General features: G+C 37.4%; 16 protein-coding genes. 15 read left to right on the forward strand and 1 reads right to left on the reverse strand.

What is annotated here, in order from left to right:
* Positions 1-17: 17 nt before the first annotated feature.
* From ftsL to lpxC, 14 genes are all read left to right on the forward strand, one after another.
* Positions 18-332 (forward strand): cell division protein FtsL, encoded by a 315-nt coding sequence (gene ftsL, locus B0X80_RS08485; protein WP_076418514.1) that lies wholly within the window; start codon positions 18-20, stop codon positions 330-332.
* A complete protein-coding gene (locus tag B0X80_RS08490; protein ID WP_077339466.1) occupies positions 329-2,089 on the forward strand; it encodes a peptidoglycan D,D-transpeptidase FtsI family protein in 1,761 nt (586 codons plus the stop codon). The genes ftsL and B0X80_RS08490 overlap by 4 nt, the downstream gene beginning before the upstream one ends.
* Positions 2,082-3,599: a UDP-N-acetylmuramoyl-L-alanyl-D-glutamate--2,6-diaminopimelate ligase gene (locus B0X80_RS08495; protein WP_175623912.1), complete on the forward strand. Its 1,518-nt coding sequence runs from the start codon at positions 2,082-2,084 to the stop codon at positions 3,597-3,599. Before B0X80_RS08490 ends, B0X80_RS08495 begins: the two co-directional genes overlap by 8 nt.
* On the forward strand, positions 3,596-4,987 hold the full coding sequence (gene murF, locus B0X80_RS08500) for a UDP-N-acetylmuramoyl-tripeptide--D-alanyl-D-alanine ligase (protein WP_077339468.1): 1,392 nt from the start codon (positions 3,596-3,598) through the stop codon (positions 4,985-4,987). Before B0X80_RS08495 ends, murF begins: the two co-directional genes overlap by 4 nt.
* Positions 4,987-6,069 carry a phospho-N-acetylmuramoyl-pentapeptide-transferase gene (gene mraY, locus B0X80_RS08505; protein ID WP_076418508.1) on the forward strand — a complete coding sequence of 361 codons (1,083 nt, stop codon included), beginning with the start codon at positions 4,987-4,989 and terminating at the stop codon, positions 6,067-6,069. The genes murF and mraY overlap by 1 nt, the downstream gene beginning before the upstream one ends.
* Positions 6,070-6,111: 42 nt before the next feature.
* Positions 6,112-7,482, forward strand: a complete 1,371-nt coding sequence (gene murD, locus B0X80_RS08510) for a UDP-N-acetylmuramoyl-L-alanine--D-glutamate ligase (RefSeq protein ID WP_077339469.1) — start codon at positions 6,112-6,114, stop codon at positions 7,480-7,482.
* Between the two features lie 20 nt (positions 7,483-7,502).
* A complete protein-coding gene (gene ftsW, locus B0X80_RS08515; protein WP_425439699.1) occupies positions 7,503-8,681 on the forward strand; it encodes a cell division protein FtsW in 1,179 nt (392 codons plus the stop codon).
* A complete protein-coding gene (murG, locus tag B0X80_RS08520) occupies positions 8,678-9,808 on the forward strand; it encodes an undecaprenyldiphospho-muramoylpentapeptide beta-N-acetylglucosaminyltransferase (RefSeq protein WP_077339471.1) in 1,131 nt (376 codons plus the stop codon). Before ftsW ends, murG begins: the two co-directional genes overlap by 4 nt.
* Positions 9,809-9,816: 8 nt before the next feature.
* The gene (murC, locus tag B0X80_RS08525) at positions 9,817-11,277 is read left to right on the forward strand and encodes a UDP-N-acetylmuramate--L-alanine ligase (protein ID WP_077339596.1); all 1,461 of its coding nucleotides are present in this window, start codon (positions 9,817-9,819) and stop codon (positions 11,275-11,277) included.
* Positions 11,277-12,215, forward strand: a complete 939-nt coding sequence (locus B0X80_RS08530; RefSeq protein ID WP_077339472.1) for a D-alanine--D-alanine ligase — start codon at positions 11,277-11,279, stop codon at positions 12,213-12,215. The genes murC and B0X80_RS08530 overlap by 1 nt, the downstream gene beginning before the upstream one ends.
* A gap of 47 nt (positions 12,216-12,262) precedes the next feature.
* Entirely contained in the window at positions 12,263-13,021 is a 759-nt protein-coding gene (locus tag B0X80_RS08535) for a cell division protein FtsQ/DivIB (RefSeq protein WP_077339473.1), read from the forward strand.
* Between the two features lie 5 nt (positions 13,022-13,026).
* Positions 13,027-14,262, forward strand: coding sequence for a cell division protein FtsA (ftsA, locus tag B0X80_RS08540; RefSeq protein WP_077339475.1), 1,236 nt, complete (start codon positions 13,027-13,029; stop codon positions 14,260-14,262).
* A 108-nt stretch (positions 14,263-14,370) separates the two neighbouring features.
* A complete protein-coding gene (gene ftsZ / locus B0X80_RS08545; protein ID WP_077339477.1) occupies positions 14,371-15,534 on the forward strand; it encodes a cell division protein FtsZ in 1,164 nt (387 codons plus the stop codon).
* Positions 15,535-15,649: 115 nt separating this feature from the next.
* Positions 15,650-16,567, forward strand: a complete 918-nt coding sequence (lpxC, locus tag B0X80_RS08550; RefSeq protein WP_076418493.1) for a UDP-3-O-acyl-N-acetylglucosamine deacetylase — start codon at positions 15,650-15,652, stop codon at positions 16,565-16,567.
* A 168-nt stretch (positions 16,568-16,735) separates the two neighbouring features.
* Here lpxC and B0X80_RS08555 read toward each other — a convergent pair whose 3' ends face one another.
* Positions 16,736-17,209 (reverse strand): DciA family protein, encoded by a 474-nt coding sequence (locus B0X80_RS08555; RefSeq protein WP_077339479.1) that lies wholly within the window; start codon positions 17,207-17,209, stop codon positions 16,736-16,738.
* Positions 17,210-17,287: 78 nt separating this feature from the next.
* Here B0X80_RS08555 and B0X80_RS08560 point away from each other — a divergent pair, with 78 nt between their 5' ends.
* A complete protein-coding gene (locus B0X80_RS08560; RefSeq protein ID WP_245825419.1) occupies positions 17,288-18,145 on the forward strand; it encodes a M23 family metallopeptidase in 858 nt (285 codons plus the stop codon).
* Positions 18,146-18,163 lie beyond the last annotated feature (18 nt).

An 18,163-nucleotide genomic window follows, 5' to 3' on the forward strand; every position in this document is an offset into this window, starting at 1 on the left:
GTGAGATGCAATAAATTATGGCATCTAAAAAAATCGTTCTAGCATTTGAAATATGGAAAGACCTAAAACGTAATATCGTCGTACTTATTTTATTGATGTTAGTGGTTGTTTCAGCGTTTTATGTGATTTATTTCACGCATTTACATCGCCAAACCACCAGCGCTTATGAAAATTTATTAGTAGAGCGAGATGAACTCGATATTGAATTTCGCAACTTGTTATTAGAACAAAACAGCTTAGCCGAACATAGTGCAATAGAAAGCAAAGCGGCTAAACAATTAAATATGAAGCGTCCCGACGCTAAATCAGAAGTGATTATTACATTGCCATGAGCAAAAAAGTGACTAAACGAAATGACAAATACAAGCCTACCACCGTAGCATGGCGTTTTTACGTTGTGCTAGGTGTGATCTTGTTCGTTTATTCAGGATTAATGGCTCGTAGCGCTTATATTCAGGTTATTGAACCTGATATGTTGAAAGAACAAGGCGATATGCGCTCGTTAAGAACGGCATTTAAAACCGTTCAACGTGGTTCTATTTTAGATCGTAATGGTGATGAACTCGCTGTAAGTGTTCCTGTTGAAACTATTTGGGCAGATCCTAAAATAGTAATGCAAAATAAAGCGCTTGAAATGAAAGAACATTGGCAAGCATTAGCTGATGTACTTGACCAAGATGTAAACGATTTAACAAGCCGCGTTTTGCGTCATCCCACTAAACGTTTTGTTTATATAGAACGTCAAGTTTCTCCTGCAATGGCGAACTATGTTCGTCAATTAAAAATTCCCGGTATCCATTTAAGAAAAGAATCTAAACGCTTTTATCCTGCTGGTGAAATAAGTGCTCATCTTGTTGGGTTTACTAATGTTGATGATAAAGGTATTGAAGGTGTTGAGCGTGTTTACGATCAATTACTCACGGGCACTGACGGTAAACAACAATATAGAAAAGACGCAAAAGGTCGTAAGATTGAAATTGTTAAGGTAGAAGATGCTACTCCACCTAAAAACCTTCAATTAAGTATCGATCAACGTATTCAAGCACTGGCTTATAAAGAACTTAAAGGTGCTGTAAAAGCGTTTAAAGCGACGTCAGGATCAGTCATTGTAACCAATGTTAATACAGGGGAAATACTAGCTATTGTTAATAGCCCTTCGTATAACCCGAATAATCGTAGAAACACAGCTATTCATCGTTTTAGAAACCGAGCTATTACCGATTTTTATGAGCCGGGTTCAACGATGAAGCCTTTAACTATATTAAGTGCTTTAGAATTTGGTTCAGCTAATACAGATACTATTGTTAATACTTCGCCAGGTTACATGAGATTGGGTGGCCGTCGAGTAAGCGATCCTCGTAACTATGGTAAACAAAGCTTAACGGATATTTTGGTGAACTCTTCAAATATGGGAACCACTAAATTAGCATTAGAATTACCGAAAGAGTTTTACTTAGATAAGTTTTTTGAAGCAGGGTTTGGTGAAGACACGGGCACAGGTCTTATAGGTGAAAGCTCGGGTATTATGCATGATCGTAATCGTTGGTCTCAAATTGAACTTGCTACTCTGTCATACGGAATGGGGGTTGCTGCAACACCATTACAATTAGCTCGATTTTATTCTGCAATTGCTAACGGTGGTATAAAACGTTCATTAAGTATTTTAAAAGCAACGCCTGAGAATAGTCAGTTTAACAAAGCTGAACGTATATTTTCAAAAGAAAACAGTAAGTTAGTTTCTAATATGCTTGAGCAGGTTGTGAATCATCATGTTGAAGCAGCAGTGGTTGACGGTTATCGCGTAGGCGGTAAAACAGGTACTGCTTTTAAAGCCATGGCTGGTAGTTATGGAAATGACTACGTAGGGCTATTTGCGGGTTTTGCACCTATCACAAAACCTGAACTTTCAGTTGTTGTTGTTATTAATGAGCCAAGTGGTGATATGTATCATGGTGGCGAAGTGGCTGCACCTGTGTTTTCACGTGTTATGAAAGGTGCCTTGCATTTACTAAATATCGCACCAGACAAATTAGAAAACGAAGTAAAAGTTACACATGTTCAAAAAAACGAGGATGATGACAATGCCTAGTTATTCTCGTTTTTCAATTAATTTAGCACTTAATGCTTTCAACATAATGGTAAATGTTGAGTTGTCTGAGAAAGAAGATCGTAATCTTATCAACGACAGCCGAGATGTTAAAAAAGGTGATATTTTTGCTGCCACTATTGGGCAACTGTGTGATGGACGCGATTATATTGATAATGCCATAGCCGCAGGTGCTGAGCTTATTCTTGTTCAATGCGAAAACATTAAAAAGCATGGCAAAGTTAAAGTGAAGAATAAAGTCACGTTAATTCAATTTTTTGAGTTGAATAAGCATCTTTCTAGATTAGCTAGTTTATATTATCAACAACCTCATAATAAGCTGACCACTGTTGGAATTACAGGAACAAACGGTAAAACTACGACTAGCCAAATTATTGCTCAGTTATTCGAAAGTTGTGGAAAGTCTTGTGCTGTTATCGGTACGGTAGGGGCGGGTAAATTAAATAATTTACAACCTGTTATTAATACAACGCCTGGTCCAACAGAATTAAATCGATTATTAAATAGTTTTGTTAACGATAATATTAGTCACGTAGCGATGGAAATATCGTCACACGCGCTAGATCAAGAGCGTATATCACCATCAATGATAGATATCGCGGTATTTACTAATTTAAGCCAAGATCATCTTGATTATCACCACACGATGGAAAGTTACGCACAAGCTAAAGAAAAACTTTTTACTCAACGTTCTGCGCAAATAGCCATATTGAATGGTGGTGATGCTTGCGCGCAAAACTGGTTGAGTAATTGGTCTAGCGACTCAACAGTTATTATTTATGGTTTAGGTAAAAACATTAAAAATAATGCACGTTTTGTTTGTGCCACCAATATTAAACATACACTTCAAGGCGTTGAGTTTGAGTTAGAGACGCATCTAGGTAAGGTTTCTGTAAACAGTGCATTAATGGGCGATTTCAACATAAGTAATTTGCTTGCGTCTGCTGCGGTGTTATTAAGCCAAGACTTTACCTTAGCACAACTTGCAAAATCTATTAGACAACTGAAACCCATTGTTGGACGAATGGAGATGTTTTCTGCTCCTAATTTACCTACATCAATTGTTGATTATGCTCATACTCCCGATGCTTTAGAGAATGCATTAAAAGCCTGTAAACCGCATTGCCAAGGTAATTTGCATGTGGTTTTTGGTTGTGGCGGTGATCGCGACAAAGGTAAACGACCTTTAATGGGCGCTATAGCTGAACAATATTCAGATTTTGTTGTATTAACAAATGACAATCCACGTAACGAATCACCTGAAGCTATCGCAAATGAAATTCTTACCGGTTGTAAATTTCCTGACAAAGTTAAGGTTATTTTAGCGCGTAATAAAGCTGTAGAACATACGATAGAAACCTCTGCCGCTAATGACATGATCTTATTTGCAGGTAAAGGGCATGAGGATTACATCGTTATAGGTAACGATAAAATAGCTTATAACGAACGTGGGCTTGTTCAATCAATATATGCCAATAAGGCGGTCTCATGATTTCATTAACACTTTCAACTATCGCTAGCGCTGTTAATGGGCAATTAATTGGTAACGATTTATCAATCGATAATATTACAACTGATACTCGTTCTTTGAATAAAGGCGATTTGTTTTTGGCGTTGAAAGGGCCTAATTTTGATGGGCACAAGTTTGTTGAACAGGCTGAAAAAGCTGGATGTTTAGCTCTTATTGTTGACCATCAGGTTGAATCAGCTTTACCACAACTCATTGTTAAAGATACTCATCAAGCTTTAGGACAAGTTGCTGCCTTTGTGAAAGCACAGATTGCGCCTAAAACAGTTGCTATAACAGGTAGCAGCGGTAAAACCACGGTTAAAGAAATGGTATCAGCCATTTTATCGCGTATTGGTAATGTGTTAGCGACAAAGGGCAACTTTAATAATGATATTGGTGTGCCATTAACATTATTACGACTTGAGCATACACACGATTTTGCCGTGATTGAGCTAGGTGCTAATCATATGGGCGAAATAGCTTATACAACAGGACTTACCCAACCAGATGTAGCTGTAATTAACAATATAGCTGCAGCCCATTTAGAAGGTTTTGGTAGCTTATGTGGAGTTGCTCGAGCGAAAGGCGAAATTTTTGAAGGTTTATCTGAAAATGGCATTGCGTTGTATAACCAAGATTGTCAGTTTGCAAATAAATGGCAATGGCGTTTAGAAAATAAAACGGTACGTCGTTTCTCGTGTGTAAGTGAGTCAGATTGTTTTAGTTCAAACGTAGTTTTAGACGATCGCGGTTGCGCAAGTTTTACTTTAAACACTCATGTGGGCAATACCTTTATTGAATTAACGGTACCGGGTAAACATAACGTTTGTAACGCCGTTGCTGCAGCACTTATTGCTATAGAATTCGGTGCAAGTTTAAATGATATTCGAATTGGTTTAGCGGAAATGCAACCAGTGAGTGGTCGTTTAAATATACATCAACTTTCACCCGATTTACGACTTATTGACGACACTTACAATGCCAATGTTGAATCAATAAAAGCAGCAACTGAATTATTAGCAAGTTATCCCGGAAAACGTATTTTGATTTTAGGCGATATGGGGGAGTTAGGTGCAGAAGCGAGAAGTTATCACCAAGAAGTCGGTGAACATGCTCTTACTTGTAAAATAGACCACTTATTAACGGTTGGAGTATTAAGCCAAGTAACAACGGATGCTTTCAACCAATCACAAAAAACAGGTTCACATTTTAGTTCAAAAGAAGCGCTAGTAGAGGCACTTCATCCCTTGATTGAAAATGAAGAGCAGCAAATATCAATATTAATAAAAGGTTCAAGAAGCGCACATATGGAAGATGTAGTAAAAAAAGTTATTTCACACTATCAACAAGTTAACGAGGGAATAGCGTAATGTTACTTTGGTTAGGTGAATATTTAACTCAATATTTTAGTGCGTTTAATGTTTTTTCATATTTAACATTTAGAGCCATTGTCAGTACGTTAACAGCGTTAGTTGTTTCGTTGTATTTTGGCCCGAAATTAATTAGATATTTACAAGACATGCAAATAGGGCAAACGGTTCGAGATGATGGCCCGCAAAGTCATTTATCTAAATCAGGCACACCCACAATGGGCGGTATTTTAATATTAGCTTCTATTGTTTTTAGTGTTTTGTTATGGGCTGATTTATCAAACACTTACGTTCAAGTGGTGCTGTTTGTGGTGATAAGTTTTGGTTTGATTGGTTTTGTAGACGATTACCGAAAAGTTATTAGAAAAGATTCCAATGGGTTAATTGCTCGTTGGAAGTATTTTTGGCAAACAGCCGCAGGTCTTTCTACTGCCATATTTTTATATTGGTTTGCTCAAACACCAGAAGAAACATCGTTAGTTATTCCATTTATAAAAGACGTGCTACCTCAATTAGGTATTTTCTACATTGTAATGACTTATTTCGTGATTGTAGGCACCAGTAATGCGGTTAATTTAACAGATGGCTTAGATGGGTTAGCTATTGTTCCAACAGTTATGGTGGCGGGTGCACTGGGTTTATTCGCTTATGTAACGGGTAATGCCAATTTTTCTGAGTATTTAAATATTTCTCATATTCCATTAACCAGTGAGTTAGTGGTGGTGTGTACTGCTGTTGTTGGTGCTGGTTTAGGATTTTTATGGTTTAACACTTACCCTGCGCAAGTATTTATGGGCGATGTTGGCTCATTAGCTTTAGGCGCTACTCTAGGCGTTATTGCGGTACTCGTTAGACAAGAACTTGTTTTATTTATTATGGGTGGCGTTTTTGTTGTAGAAACCGTGTCGGTTATTTTACAAGTGGGATCCTATAAATTACGCGGACAACGCATATTTAGAATGGCACCTATTCATCATCATTACGAATTGAAAGGCTGGCCAGAACCTAGAGTTATAGTAAGGTTTTGGATCATCTCTGTTGTTTTAGTTTTAATTGGTTTGGCCACATTAAAACTGCGTTAAGGGCTTTAGATAATACTGAGTACAAAGGTAAAAAATATTTACATGCAAAAATTAGCACACTTTAAAAATAAGAATATAGTCGTGTTGGGCGCAGGCCTAACAGGACTTTCTTGTGTGCGATTTTTACAAAATAACAATATACCTTGTGCTGTTAACGACAGTAGAGAAAATCCAATAGATTTATCATTATTCAAAACAGATTTTCCAAATACAGAATTGTATACGGGGAGCTGGAACGCTAACCTTATTCGACATGCTGAAGTTTTATTAGTTAGCCCTGGTGTTGATTTAAACGATGCAGCTATTCGCGATAATATAAGTAATACGTGTGAAGTGATTGGCGATGTTGAATTGTATTGTCAATTAAGCAATACGCCAATAATAGCTGTTACGGGCTCTAATGGTAAATCTACCGTTGTGTCGTTATTGCATTACTTAGGTAATCAGTTGGGCTATAAAACTCAATTGGGTGGCAATATTGGCGTACCAGTTTTAGACATAATTAATGAAGAGATTGATTATCTGGTATTAGAGCTATCTAGCTTTCAGCTTGAAACATTACGTAGTATGAAAGCTAAAGCAGCTAGTATTCTTAATATTAGTGATGATCATTTAGATCGTCATAAAACGATAGAAAACTATACTGCAATTAAACACGCTATTTATCCGCAAAGTTCTGTTGCTGTAATAAACCGTGATGATAGTGCCACACATACTGCAAACGATGTGGTGAGTAAACAGGTTTCTTTTGGTAGTGATCAACCAAAGCTTGAAAATTTTGGTATCACTGCATTTAATGAACAATCGTACTTAATGTATGGCGATGAAAAATTAATCGCGTTAAATGAATTACCATTAGCGGGTATGCATAACGCATTAAATTATTTAGCTGCATTAGCATTGGGTATGAACGCTGGTTGGTCTTTATCGTTAATGGTTAGTCATTTAGCTGGCTTCAAAGGTTTACCTCATCGTTGTCAACGTGTTGAAAGTCAAGATGATGTGCATTGGATAAATGATTCAAAAGCAACAAATGTCGGTGCAACTATAGCCGCTATTAAAGGTTTGTCTTATTTAGCAAAAGCGGGTCAAAAACTTATTTTGATTGCGGGTGGAGACGGTAAAGGTGCCGATTTTTCACCACTAAAAAGTGTAATTGATAAACATGTCGATTTACTTTATACGCTTGGTAAAGATGGCGACAAAATTGCTGAGTTAGTTAAACATTCTGCAACCAATAGTATTCACGTATCATCTATCGATGAAGCTGTACATCTCGCTCATATTGTTGTGAAGTCAGGAGATATCGTTTTATTATCTCCTGCTTGTGCAAGTATCGATATGTTTAAAAACTTTGCTGAACGCGGACAAGTTTTTACACAAGCTGTTTATTCAGTGCAAGGAGTTAGTTAATGACGACTCTCGCTGAAAAAATGAACCTTATTACGATCCCACAATGGTTAACTTTAAATTCGTCGCGTGCGGCAACATTTGATCGTAGCTACATCATTTTAGCGTTTGCTATGTACATGATAGGGCTAATTATCGTGGCAAGTGCTTCTATGCCTATTGCCGATAGATTATTTGGTAATCCATTTCATTTCATTATTCGTCATTCTATCTATATTGGTTTGAGCTTATTTATAGCGTCTATTGTGATGCAAGTTCCTCTGGCTACATGGCATAAACATAGTACCCATTTATTAATTTTCGGTATTGTTTTATTAGTTACAGTATTGATTATTGGGCGCGAAGTTAATGGTTCTCAACGTTGGATCATGGTTGGTCCTATAACGGTTCAAGCGGCAGAGCCCGCTAAATTGTTTTTCTTTTGTTATTTGTCTGCGTACTTAGTTCGACGTCGTAATGAAGTGATGGAAAACGTTAAAGGCTTTATTAAACCTTTGATTGTTTTTGGTGTGTTAGCGAGCTTGTTATTGTTCCAGCCAGATTTAGGTACGGTTATTGTGATGTTTGTGACTACCTTTGGCTTGCTATTTTTAGCGGGTGCAAAGTTATGGCAATTTATTTCTATCGCATTAGTTGGATTAGCCTCTATTTCAGCATTGGCTTACTTTTCACCTTACCGTTGGGCACGTGTTACTGGATTTTTAGACCCATGGAAAGATCCATTTGGTACGGGGTATCAATTAACTCAGTCGTTAATGGCTTATGGTCGTGGCGAAATGTTTGGTCAAGGGTTAGGTAACAGTATTCAAAAACTTGAATATTTACCTGAAGCACATACTGATTTTGTTATGGCAGTATTAGCCGAAGAGTTTGGTTTTGTTGGTATCGGCGCAATTTTGATATTGAGTATGACGTTGGTTATTAAGGCGCTATTACTGGGCCGGAAAGCGGTAAGTAAAGAAAAATATTTTGAAGGTTTTTTTGCTTACGCTATTGGTATTTGGTTTAGCTTTCAAGCTGCCGTAAATGTTGGAGCAAGCGCTGGAATTGTTCCTACAAAAGGTTTAACTATGCCGCTGATCAGTTATGGCGGTAGTTCAATGATTATTATGACCATTGCACTAGTTGTTTTATTAAGAATCGACCACGAAATTAGGTTGCAAAGTATTCAAGCAACCAGTAAAGGGGGTCGAAAAAAATGAGTGACAGAAAAATTTTAAATAACGAAAACACGAATAACGACAATAAGAAAAAACCGACTATTTTAATTATGGCGGGTGGTACAGGCGGGCATATATTCCCGGGAATAGCCGTAGCTGATAAATTAAAATCGATGGGGTGGAATATTCATTGGTTAGGTACTGCTAAACGTATGGAAGCGAGTATTGTTCCTGAGCATGGTTACGAAATATCTTTTATTAATATTGCAGGTTTACGTAATAAAAATTGGAAAGAATGGCTTAAAACGCCGTTCAAATTAATGCTATCTGTTTATCAATCAATACAGGTTATTCGTAAAGTTCAACCTGATGTTGTATTAGGTATGGGGGGTTACGCAAGTGCTCCGGGTGGCGTTGCCGCTTGGATAATGAATAAGCCGTTAGTTTTGCATGAGCAAAATGCGGTAGCGGGTATGAGTAATCGTTTTTTATCTCGGTTAGCTGTTCGGGTTTTAAGTGCTTTTCCTGGAGCGTTTAGCCAAGAAATTAAACATCAAGTTATTGGTAATCCTCTTAGAAGTGACATTATTGCTATTGAAAATGTTATACCGCAACAACCTGCTCGTAGCAAAAAAGTATTAGTTGTCGGTGGCAGTTTAGGTGCACAAATATTGAATACAACAGTGCCACAAGCAATGAAGCAAATTAAGCTTCAAAGTATTGATGTATGGCATCAAACAGGTAAAGGCAATCAAGACGCTGTTTTAGAAAGTTACCAAGAATATGGTTTACCTGAAGATAAAGTAAAAGTGACTGAATTTATTGATGATATGGCTGAAGCCTACAAATGGGCTGATGTCGTTATTTGTAGAGCTGGCGCATTAACTGTTTCTGAACTAGCGATGGCAGCTAAACCCGCAGTATTTGTGCCTTTGCCTCATGCAGTTGACGATCATCAAACAAAAAATGCGATGTATTTAGTAGAACGTGGCGCAGCGAAGCTTATTCCACAAGCAGAATTTAACGGAACGACATTAGCGCAAATGTTAAATACCCTTTTTATATCAGATACCGTAGTACAAAAAATGGCAAAAGAAGCACACGATGCAGCACATGCTGATGCTACCGCTAATCTTGCTGAAATTTGTGTTGAGTTGGTATCAAAATGAGTAGAACAATGACAGATAAAAAACACAATCCTTCTTTGAATGCCAATGCTTTAGGTGCAAGAACACCAGAAATGAGACGTGTAAAGTGTATTCATTTTGTCGGTATTGGTGGTGCTGGTATGGGCGGCATAGCTGAGGTGTTGTTAAATGAAGGTTACGATATAAGCGGCTCAGATATTGGCGAAAACCAAGTGGTTAAACGTTTAGCTCGTTTAGGTGCAAAAATTACCATTGGACATCATAAAGATAATATTGAAGGTGCGAGCGTTATTGTTGTTTCAACGGCTATTGATGCTTCTAACCCTGAAATAGAACATGCCTTGAAATTACGTATTCCAGTGGTTAGAAGAGCTGAAATGTTAGCCGAGCTTATGCGTTTCAGACACGGTATTGCTATAGCGGGTACACATGGAAAAACAACAACAACGAGTTTAATTGCAAGCATATTTGGTGAAGCAAAACTTGATCCTACCTTTGTTATTGGTGGGCTATTAAATAGCGCCGGTACTAACGCACAGCTTGGTAGCAGCAGATATTTAATTGCAGAAGCAGACGAAAGTGATGCGTCATTTTTACATTTACAACCTATGGTCGCTGTTGTTACTAATATCGATGAAGATCATATGGAAACTTATCAAGGGGATTTTGAAAAACTTAAAGATACCTATATTGAGTTTTTACATAACTTACCTTTTTATGGGCTTGCTGTAGTTTGTATCGATAATCCAGTAGTAAGAGCGCTTTTACCTAGAATTAGTCGCCAAGTGATCACTTATGGTTTTTCAGAAGATGCTGACGTACAAGCAACCGACTTTAAACAAACAAACGGAAAAAGCTACTTTACGGTTAAGCGAGCAGGTAAAGAGTTGATGGAGCTAAGCGTTAATCTTCCTGGTGAGCATAATGTATTAAATGCTTTGGCTAGTATTGCCGTAGCAACAGATGAGAATGTTGAAGATACAGCGATTCAGTCTGCATTAGAAAAGTTTGCAGGTATTGGCAGAAGATTTGAACAACTTGCCGAATTAAAAACAGAAAATGGCGATATGGTGCTGGTAGATGATTACGGGCACCACCCAAGAGAAGTGCAAGTAACCATTAAAGCTATGCGTAATGGCTGGCCAGAAAAACGTTTAGTGATGGTGTTTCAACCTCATAGATATTCTAGAACCCGTGATTTATATGAAGATTTTGTAGAAGTGTTATCGGAAGTGGACTGCCTATATCTTTTAGATGTTTATGCCGCTGGCGAAACACCCGTTGCGGGAGCTGATAGTAAAAGCTTAGCGAGAAGTATTAGACAACGTGGTCAAGTCGAGCCTATTTATGTAAGTGATGTAAATCAATTAGCTGAATTACTGCAGGGTCAGCTGCAAGATGGTGACATGGTTATTACTCAAGGCGCCGGAAACATTGGTGCTATTGCTAAATCATTAGCAACAAGTTCTTTATTAGGAGCATCTAACTAATGAATACTTCTATAAATAAAGTGCTACAAGAACAAAAAATAGCTGTTTTATATGGCGGTAACTCGGCTGAACGTGAGGTTTCGTTGAAGTCGGGGAAAGCCATATTTAATGCCCTTAATACGACAGGTTATAACGTTGAACTTATCGACACAAAAGACTTTTGTTTAAGTGACCTTGTTAAAAAAAATATTGACAGAGCTTTTATCGCACTACACGGACGAGGTGGTGAAGATGGCTGCTTACAGGGCGCTTTAGAGTATATGAATATTGCATATACAGGTTCAGGCGTATTAGGTTCAGCGCTTTCAATGGATAAAATTAGAAGCAAGCAAGTGTTTCAAGCCGTGGGGATTCCTACAGCGCCATTTTGTATTGCAGAAAAAAATATTTATCAAAAAGCTAATGCACAAACCATCATGGCTGAATTAGGTCATAAAGTGATGGTTAAGCCAGCGAATGAAGGGTCAAGTATTGGAATGGCAATGGCGGTAAATGCTGAAGAATTACATAAGGCATTAACTACAGCGTTTGAATACGATGAAGATGTATTGGTAGAAGCTTGGATCACTGGGCCTGAATATACCGTCGCTATTTTAGGCAACGAAGCGCTTCCTGCTATTCATATGGAAACCCCAAGAGGTTTTTATGATTACGAAGCTAAGTATCAGTCAACAACAACCCTGTACCATTGTCCATGTGGATTATCAGTAGAAGATGAAGAGCAACTTAAAGCGATTGCTTTACGTGCATTTAAAGCTACTGATGCTAAAGGATGGGGACGTGTCGATGTTATGCGTAGCGAAGTTAATGGTTGGCAGGTGTTGGAAGTAAATACCGTGCCGGGTATGACCGAAACATCGTTAGTACCTAAAGCGGCTAAAGAATATGGATTAAGTTTTAATCAATTAGTCGCCAAAGTTTTAGAAATAAGCTGTTAACAACAAATTTTACTTATAGTTTTTACTGAGAAAGATAAAGCATAAATATGACAAAAGAGAACACTACTGAAATTAAGCAAAAAATAAATATCAGCTTTTGGGCGGGTGTTGTTTTTTTTGCTGTAGTTGTGGGATCAATATCTTCTTTTGCGTATTTTTTAAATAATAAATTATCTGAAGATGAATCTGCGCCAGTAACATCTTTAGTCATCAGTGGTGAAATGGCTTACACCACTAAAAATGATATAGAAAAAGCGATTGAACATATTAATTTTGGTAACTTTTTTAAGGTAGATGTAAATAACGTACAAAAAATGGTGGAAGCATTGCCTTGGGTTTATTCGGTATCCGTAAGAAAGCAATGGCCAAATGAATTGAAAATTTATGTTGTTGACCAAGCGCCGATAGCGCAATGGAATGGCGATTCTTATATCAATGCTTATGGTGAAGTATTTCAAACAGGGGAAAATAATTTAGCTGATAATTTACCCGACTTTTTTGGACCTGAAGGTACAGAAGATGTGGCGTTAAAAAATTATAAAAATTTAAACGAATTACTGAGCTATGGCGGTTTTAACATTTCAGAATTGGTATTAACGGAAAGATACGCTTGGCAATTAACGTTAAAAAATGGCGTTATTTTGAATTTAGGTAGAGAAAATAGAGTAGAGCGCATACAGCGTTTTATGGATGCATATCCACATATAAAATTAGAAGAAGATGTACAAATTAATTATGTAGATCTTAGATACGACACCGGCTTTGCAGTTGGGTTTAAATCCATTGATAAGAATGAAAGAGTTTAACTTTAATGTCAAAAATAATAGATAGAAACCTCGTAGTAGGATTAGACATAGGTACTTCAAAAATATCTGTGGCTGTTGGGGAAATTACTCCAGACAAGAAGTTAAGCATTGTAGGTGTAGGTAACCAGCCAGCAAGAGGTATGGATAAAGGTGGTGTAAACGACTTAAATCTTGTTATTCAGTCAATTCAACGAGCAGTGAATGAAGCTGAGTTAATGGCCGATTGTAATATTACTTCTGTGTATTTAGGCATTTCAGGTAAGCATATTAGTTGTCAAAATGAACAAGGTATGGTGCCAATTACTGATAATGAAGTTATTCAAGAAGATGTAGATAACGTTATTCATACAGCTCGCTCAGTACCTATTTCAGCAGAGCGTAGAATGCTTCATGTATTACCGCAAGAGTATAGCATTGATTGCCAAGACGGCATAAAAAGCCCAATAGGTATGTCAGGCGTAAGAATGGAAGCCAAAGTTCATATTGTTACTTGTGCGAACGACATGGCTAAAAATATAGTGAAATGTGTTGAACGATGTGACTTGAAAGCTGATCAGTTAATTTTCTCTGCACTGGCTTCAAGTTATTCAATACTCACAGAAGATGAAAAAGAATTAGGTATTTGTGTTGTAGACATGGGCGCAGGCACTATTGATATTTCAATATTTACTGGCGGCGCATTAAGACATACCGCCGTTATTCCTGTTGCTGGTAATCAAGTAACAAGTGATATAGCCAAAATATTTAGAACACCATTAAGTCATGCTGAAGATATAAAAGTGCAATACGCTTGTGCATTAAGACAAATGGTGAGTATGGAAGAAAATATTGAAGTACCTAGTGTTGGTGGTAGAGCTGCTCGTTCAATGTCGAGACATACATTGGCTGAAGTAGTCGAACCAAGGTATCAAGAACTTTTTGAGTTGATACAAGAAGAAGTTCGCGAAGCAGGTTTAGAAGATCAAATTGCTGCTGGTTATGTATTAACTGGTGGAACTTCCAAAATGGAAGGCGTAGTTGAGTTTGCCGAAGAGGTATTTCAAATGCCAGTTAGAGTGGCTACACCTCAGGATATATCAGGCCTGCATGAGTATGTTAACGATCCTATATATTCAACTGTTGTTGGTTTATTGCACTATGGTATGCAAGCAAACGAGCAACATGGTAACGAAATTAAAACAAGTGAAGGCGTAAGATCTTTAGGATCTCGCGTCGTTGCTTGGTTTAAAGGTGAGTTCTAAAAGTAAAAAAAATGTAAATAAATGAATATTTAGCTTTATGTCTTTAATAAATCTAAATAAAATGTCGTTTTGGTGGAACAAAACATTATATAAATCGGAGAATAAAAAATGTTTGAATTAATGGAAGACCACAATCAAGAAGCAGTAATTAAAGTTATAGGTGTTGGCGGTGGCGGCGGAAATGCTGTTGAGCACATGGTGACACAAACTATTGAAGGCGTTGAGTTCATAACAGCTAACACAGACTCACAAGCTCTTCGTAATTCATCAGCTAATGTAACTCTGCAGTTAGGTACTGACGTAACTAAAGGTTTAGGTGCAGGTGCAAACCCTGAAATTGGCCGTAGAAGCGCAGAAGAAGATAGAGAAACTATCAAAGAAGCTCTTCGAGGAGCTGACATGATTTTTATTGCAGCTGGTATGGGCGGTGGTACAGGTACTGGTGCGGCTCCAGTTGTTGCTGAAATAGCTAAAGAAATGGGAATTTTAACGGTTGCTGTTGTAACAAAACCTTTCCCGTTTGAAGGTAAAAAGCGTATGAACTACGCTGATCAAGGTATTGAATTTTTAACTAAAAATGTTGATTCATTGATCACTATTCCTAATGAAAAATTATTAAAAGTATTAGGCCCAGGCACAAGTTTGCTTGATGCATTTAAAGCAGCAAACAATGTATTGCTAGGCGCAGTACAAGGTATTGCGGAACTAATTACTCGTCCAGGACTCATAAACGTTGATTTCGCCGATGTTAGAACAGTAATGTCTGAAATGGGAACGGCAATGATGGGGTCTGGTACTGCATCAGGTGAAGATCGTGCAGAAGAAGCTGCTGAAGCAGCAATTTCAAGCCCATTACTTGAAGATGTAGATTTAGCTGGTGCTCGTGGTATTTTGGTAAATATTACCGCAGGTATGGATATTAGTATTGATGAATTTGAAACAGTAGGTAATGCGGTAAAAGCATTTGCTTCTGAAAATGCTACTGTTGTTGTTGGTGCGGTTATCGACCCAGAAATGACTGACGAATTACGAGTGACTGTTGTAGCTACAGGTATTGGCGCAGAGCGTAAACCAGATATTACATTGGTTAATCCAGCTCCACAGGTTGAACAACAAGTTGTTGGTGGTGATTACGTGCCTAGCCCACAAATTGATTTAAATTCAGCAGCAGTTGCAATGCCAGAAAGCAATGCACAAGTACAAAAAGTTGCGGCAACTGATTTAGATAATTATTTAGATATACCGGCGTTTTTACGCAAACAAGCTGATTAATTGACTCTACAGAGTTCTATTTTTGATTATATCGGGTGAATTTGCTATATTACGCGACCGCTGAAATTCAGTGATCATGTTCAATATTAAAGAAGCAAATGGTTAAAGGCTATTTATGATAAAACAACGTACGATTAAAGACAGTGTTTCAGCTGTTGGCGTAGGCTTACACAAAGGCGAAAAGGTGCAGATCACTCTCCGTCCTGCTCCTGCCAATACCGGAATAATATTCCGTCGTGTAGACTTGTCTCCAATTGTAGACATTAAAGCAACGCCTGAAGCTGTGGGCGAAACAACTTTATGTACGTGTTTAGTTAATAAAGAAAATGTAAAGATTTCCACCGTCGAACATCTTCTTGCAGCCGTAGCCTCACTCGGTATTGACAACTTGATTATCGATGTAGACTCAGCTGAAGTTCCTATTATGGATGGAAGTGCGCTTCCATTTGTTTATTTGATCCAATCAGTAGGTATAGAAACATCAAAAGTTGCTAAGCGCTTTATTCGAATTACTAAAACAATTCGTGTAGAAGAAGGCGACAAATGGGCAGAATTAAAACCGTATGAAGGTTTTAGAGTTAATTTTTCGATAGAGTTTAATCACCCAATTATTGCTAATACTTGTCAAACCATGAGTATGGACCTATCAAGTAACGCTTTTATTAAAGAGATCAGTCGAGCAAGAACGTTTGGTTTTATGCAAGATATTGATTTTCTACGTTCTCATGACTTAGCCTTAGGTGGCAGTTTAGAGAACGCGATAGTACTTGATGAATATCGTATGTTGAACAAAGATGATTTGAGATACGATGACGAATTTGTAAAGCATAAAATATTAGACGCTATCGGTGATTTATATATGGGCGGCACCAGCATTTTAGGTGAACTTAACGCATTTAAATCAGGGCACGCACTTAACAATCTTTTATTAAGAGAAGTGTTTAAGCAAAAAGAGTCTTGGGAATGGGTAACATTTGAAGACAATGAAAAAGCGCCTATTGAATATCAAGAACTGAATACTTCAATTTTTTAATACTTATGTATTAGTTAATATTTAAAACCAGCCTTTAGCTGGTTTTTTGTTTTAGAAAGATCACTAAAATTTGTACATAGATTGATAAAATAACCATCGCAATAACCGATTGATCATTTATTCTTCGTATTAAATAGGTCAATTGATTAATACATTTGGTATAAAACGTTATTTTTTTACGTGTTGGGCGAGTTTTTCGAGCTTTTCTTTTAGCCCTTTAGGTGCATTTTGAGCGATATTACGTAATTCAGAGGCTGTTTTTTCTGAAATAGTAGACGATGTACTAAGTGTATTTTTAGTCGCTTGAGGTTGCGTTGCTCTTAATGTGTTGCGGTTGGGAGATACTTTAATTTCAATTTGAGAATATTTACCTTGGGTTGCTTCAAAGAGCTTTTGGTTTATTTTCATACGTTCAAATTGAAGTCTTTGCCCCCAAACGGAAGAGCTTACGTTAATAACAACACTTTTATTATTGAAATTAGCAATATGCCATACCTCTTGTGGAAGGTCAGGGCATGTTTGTCGTACAATATCTGTTAATATAGTTAAAGAGTTGGTTTTTTCAGTGATGTATGCCAAAGTGCCTTTGTTTGAATTAATCAGCGACGACATATCTGACGGGCTTTTTGATTTTCGAGCCATTTGAAAAACCTAAATAGAGATAAACCAATAACAATGAGTTTAACACTACTATACCGTGGAAAAAATGTAAGTTTTCTGATGAAGTTAAAAAAGCTTCATTGGGTATCATTACTTATTGTCTTTTTTTTATTATCTGGAGGGTTAATCCATCTTATTTTTTCAGGTAACGCCATTCCAGAACAACCTCTTTATAGCATGGCAAGTGAGCTAGAAACGCCTCATAATATACAGCAAGGTAATCCGCAGCAACTTACTGCCTTAACGATGAAATTAGCTGAGTTACAAAGCCAAGTATTACGCATAAATGCGTTAGGTGAACGTTTAGCTGAAGCGTCGAATATTCCTGAAAAAGAGTTTAATTTTAATGAGCTTCCTCCCAGTGGCGGTCCGTCTGTTGAATATGAAGATATCACCGCAAAATCCATTAAAGAGTTATCAAAAGATATTTCATCTTTAGAAGATTTAATGTTTTATGAAGAAAAACAACTTAATATGCTTGAATCTTTAATGTTGGGTCACCATATTGAAAGTATGAGCTATTTATCTGGTCGGCCCATCAGAAAAGGGTGGCTTTCATCTTATTTTGGTACCAGAAAAGATCCATTTAGTGGGCGACCTGCAACGCATAAAGGTGTAGACTTTGCGGGTAAAGAAAATGCAGATATTATCGCTACTGCCGCAGGCGTAGTTAGCTGGGCTGGAGAGCGTAGTGGATATGGTCATTTGATCGAATTAGATCATGGACAAGGTATAAAAACACGATATGGCCATAATAAGGTACTATTAGTGTCAGCAGGGGATGTAGTAACGAAAGGACAAGTGATAGCTCGAATGGGAAGTACGGGTCGTTCAACTGGACCACATGTGCATTACGAAATTTTGCGTAATAACCAGCAAATAAATCCAATCAAGTTTATTTACAGAAAAGCTAAGTAATACAATAGCTCTGAGTTC

It is taken from the genome of Pseudocolwellia agarivorans (assembly GCF_002000085.1).
In the GTDB taxonomy this organism is placed as follows: Bacteria; Pseudomonadota; Gammaproteobacteria; order Enterobacterales; family Alteromonadaceae; genus Pseudocolwellia; species Pseudocolwellia agarivorans.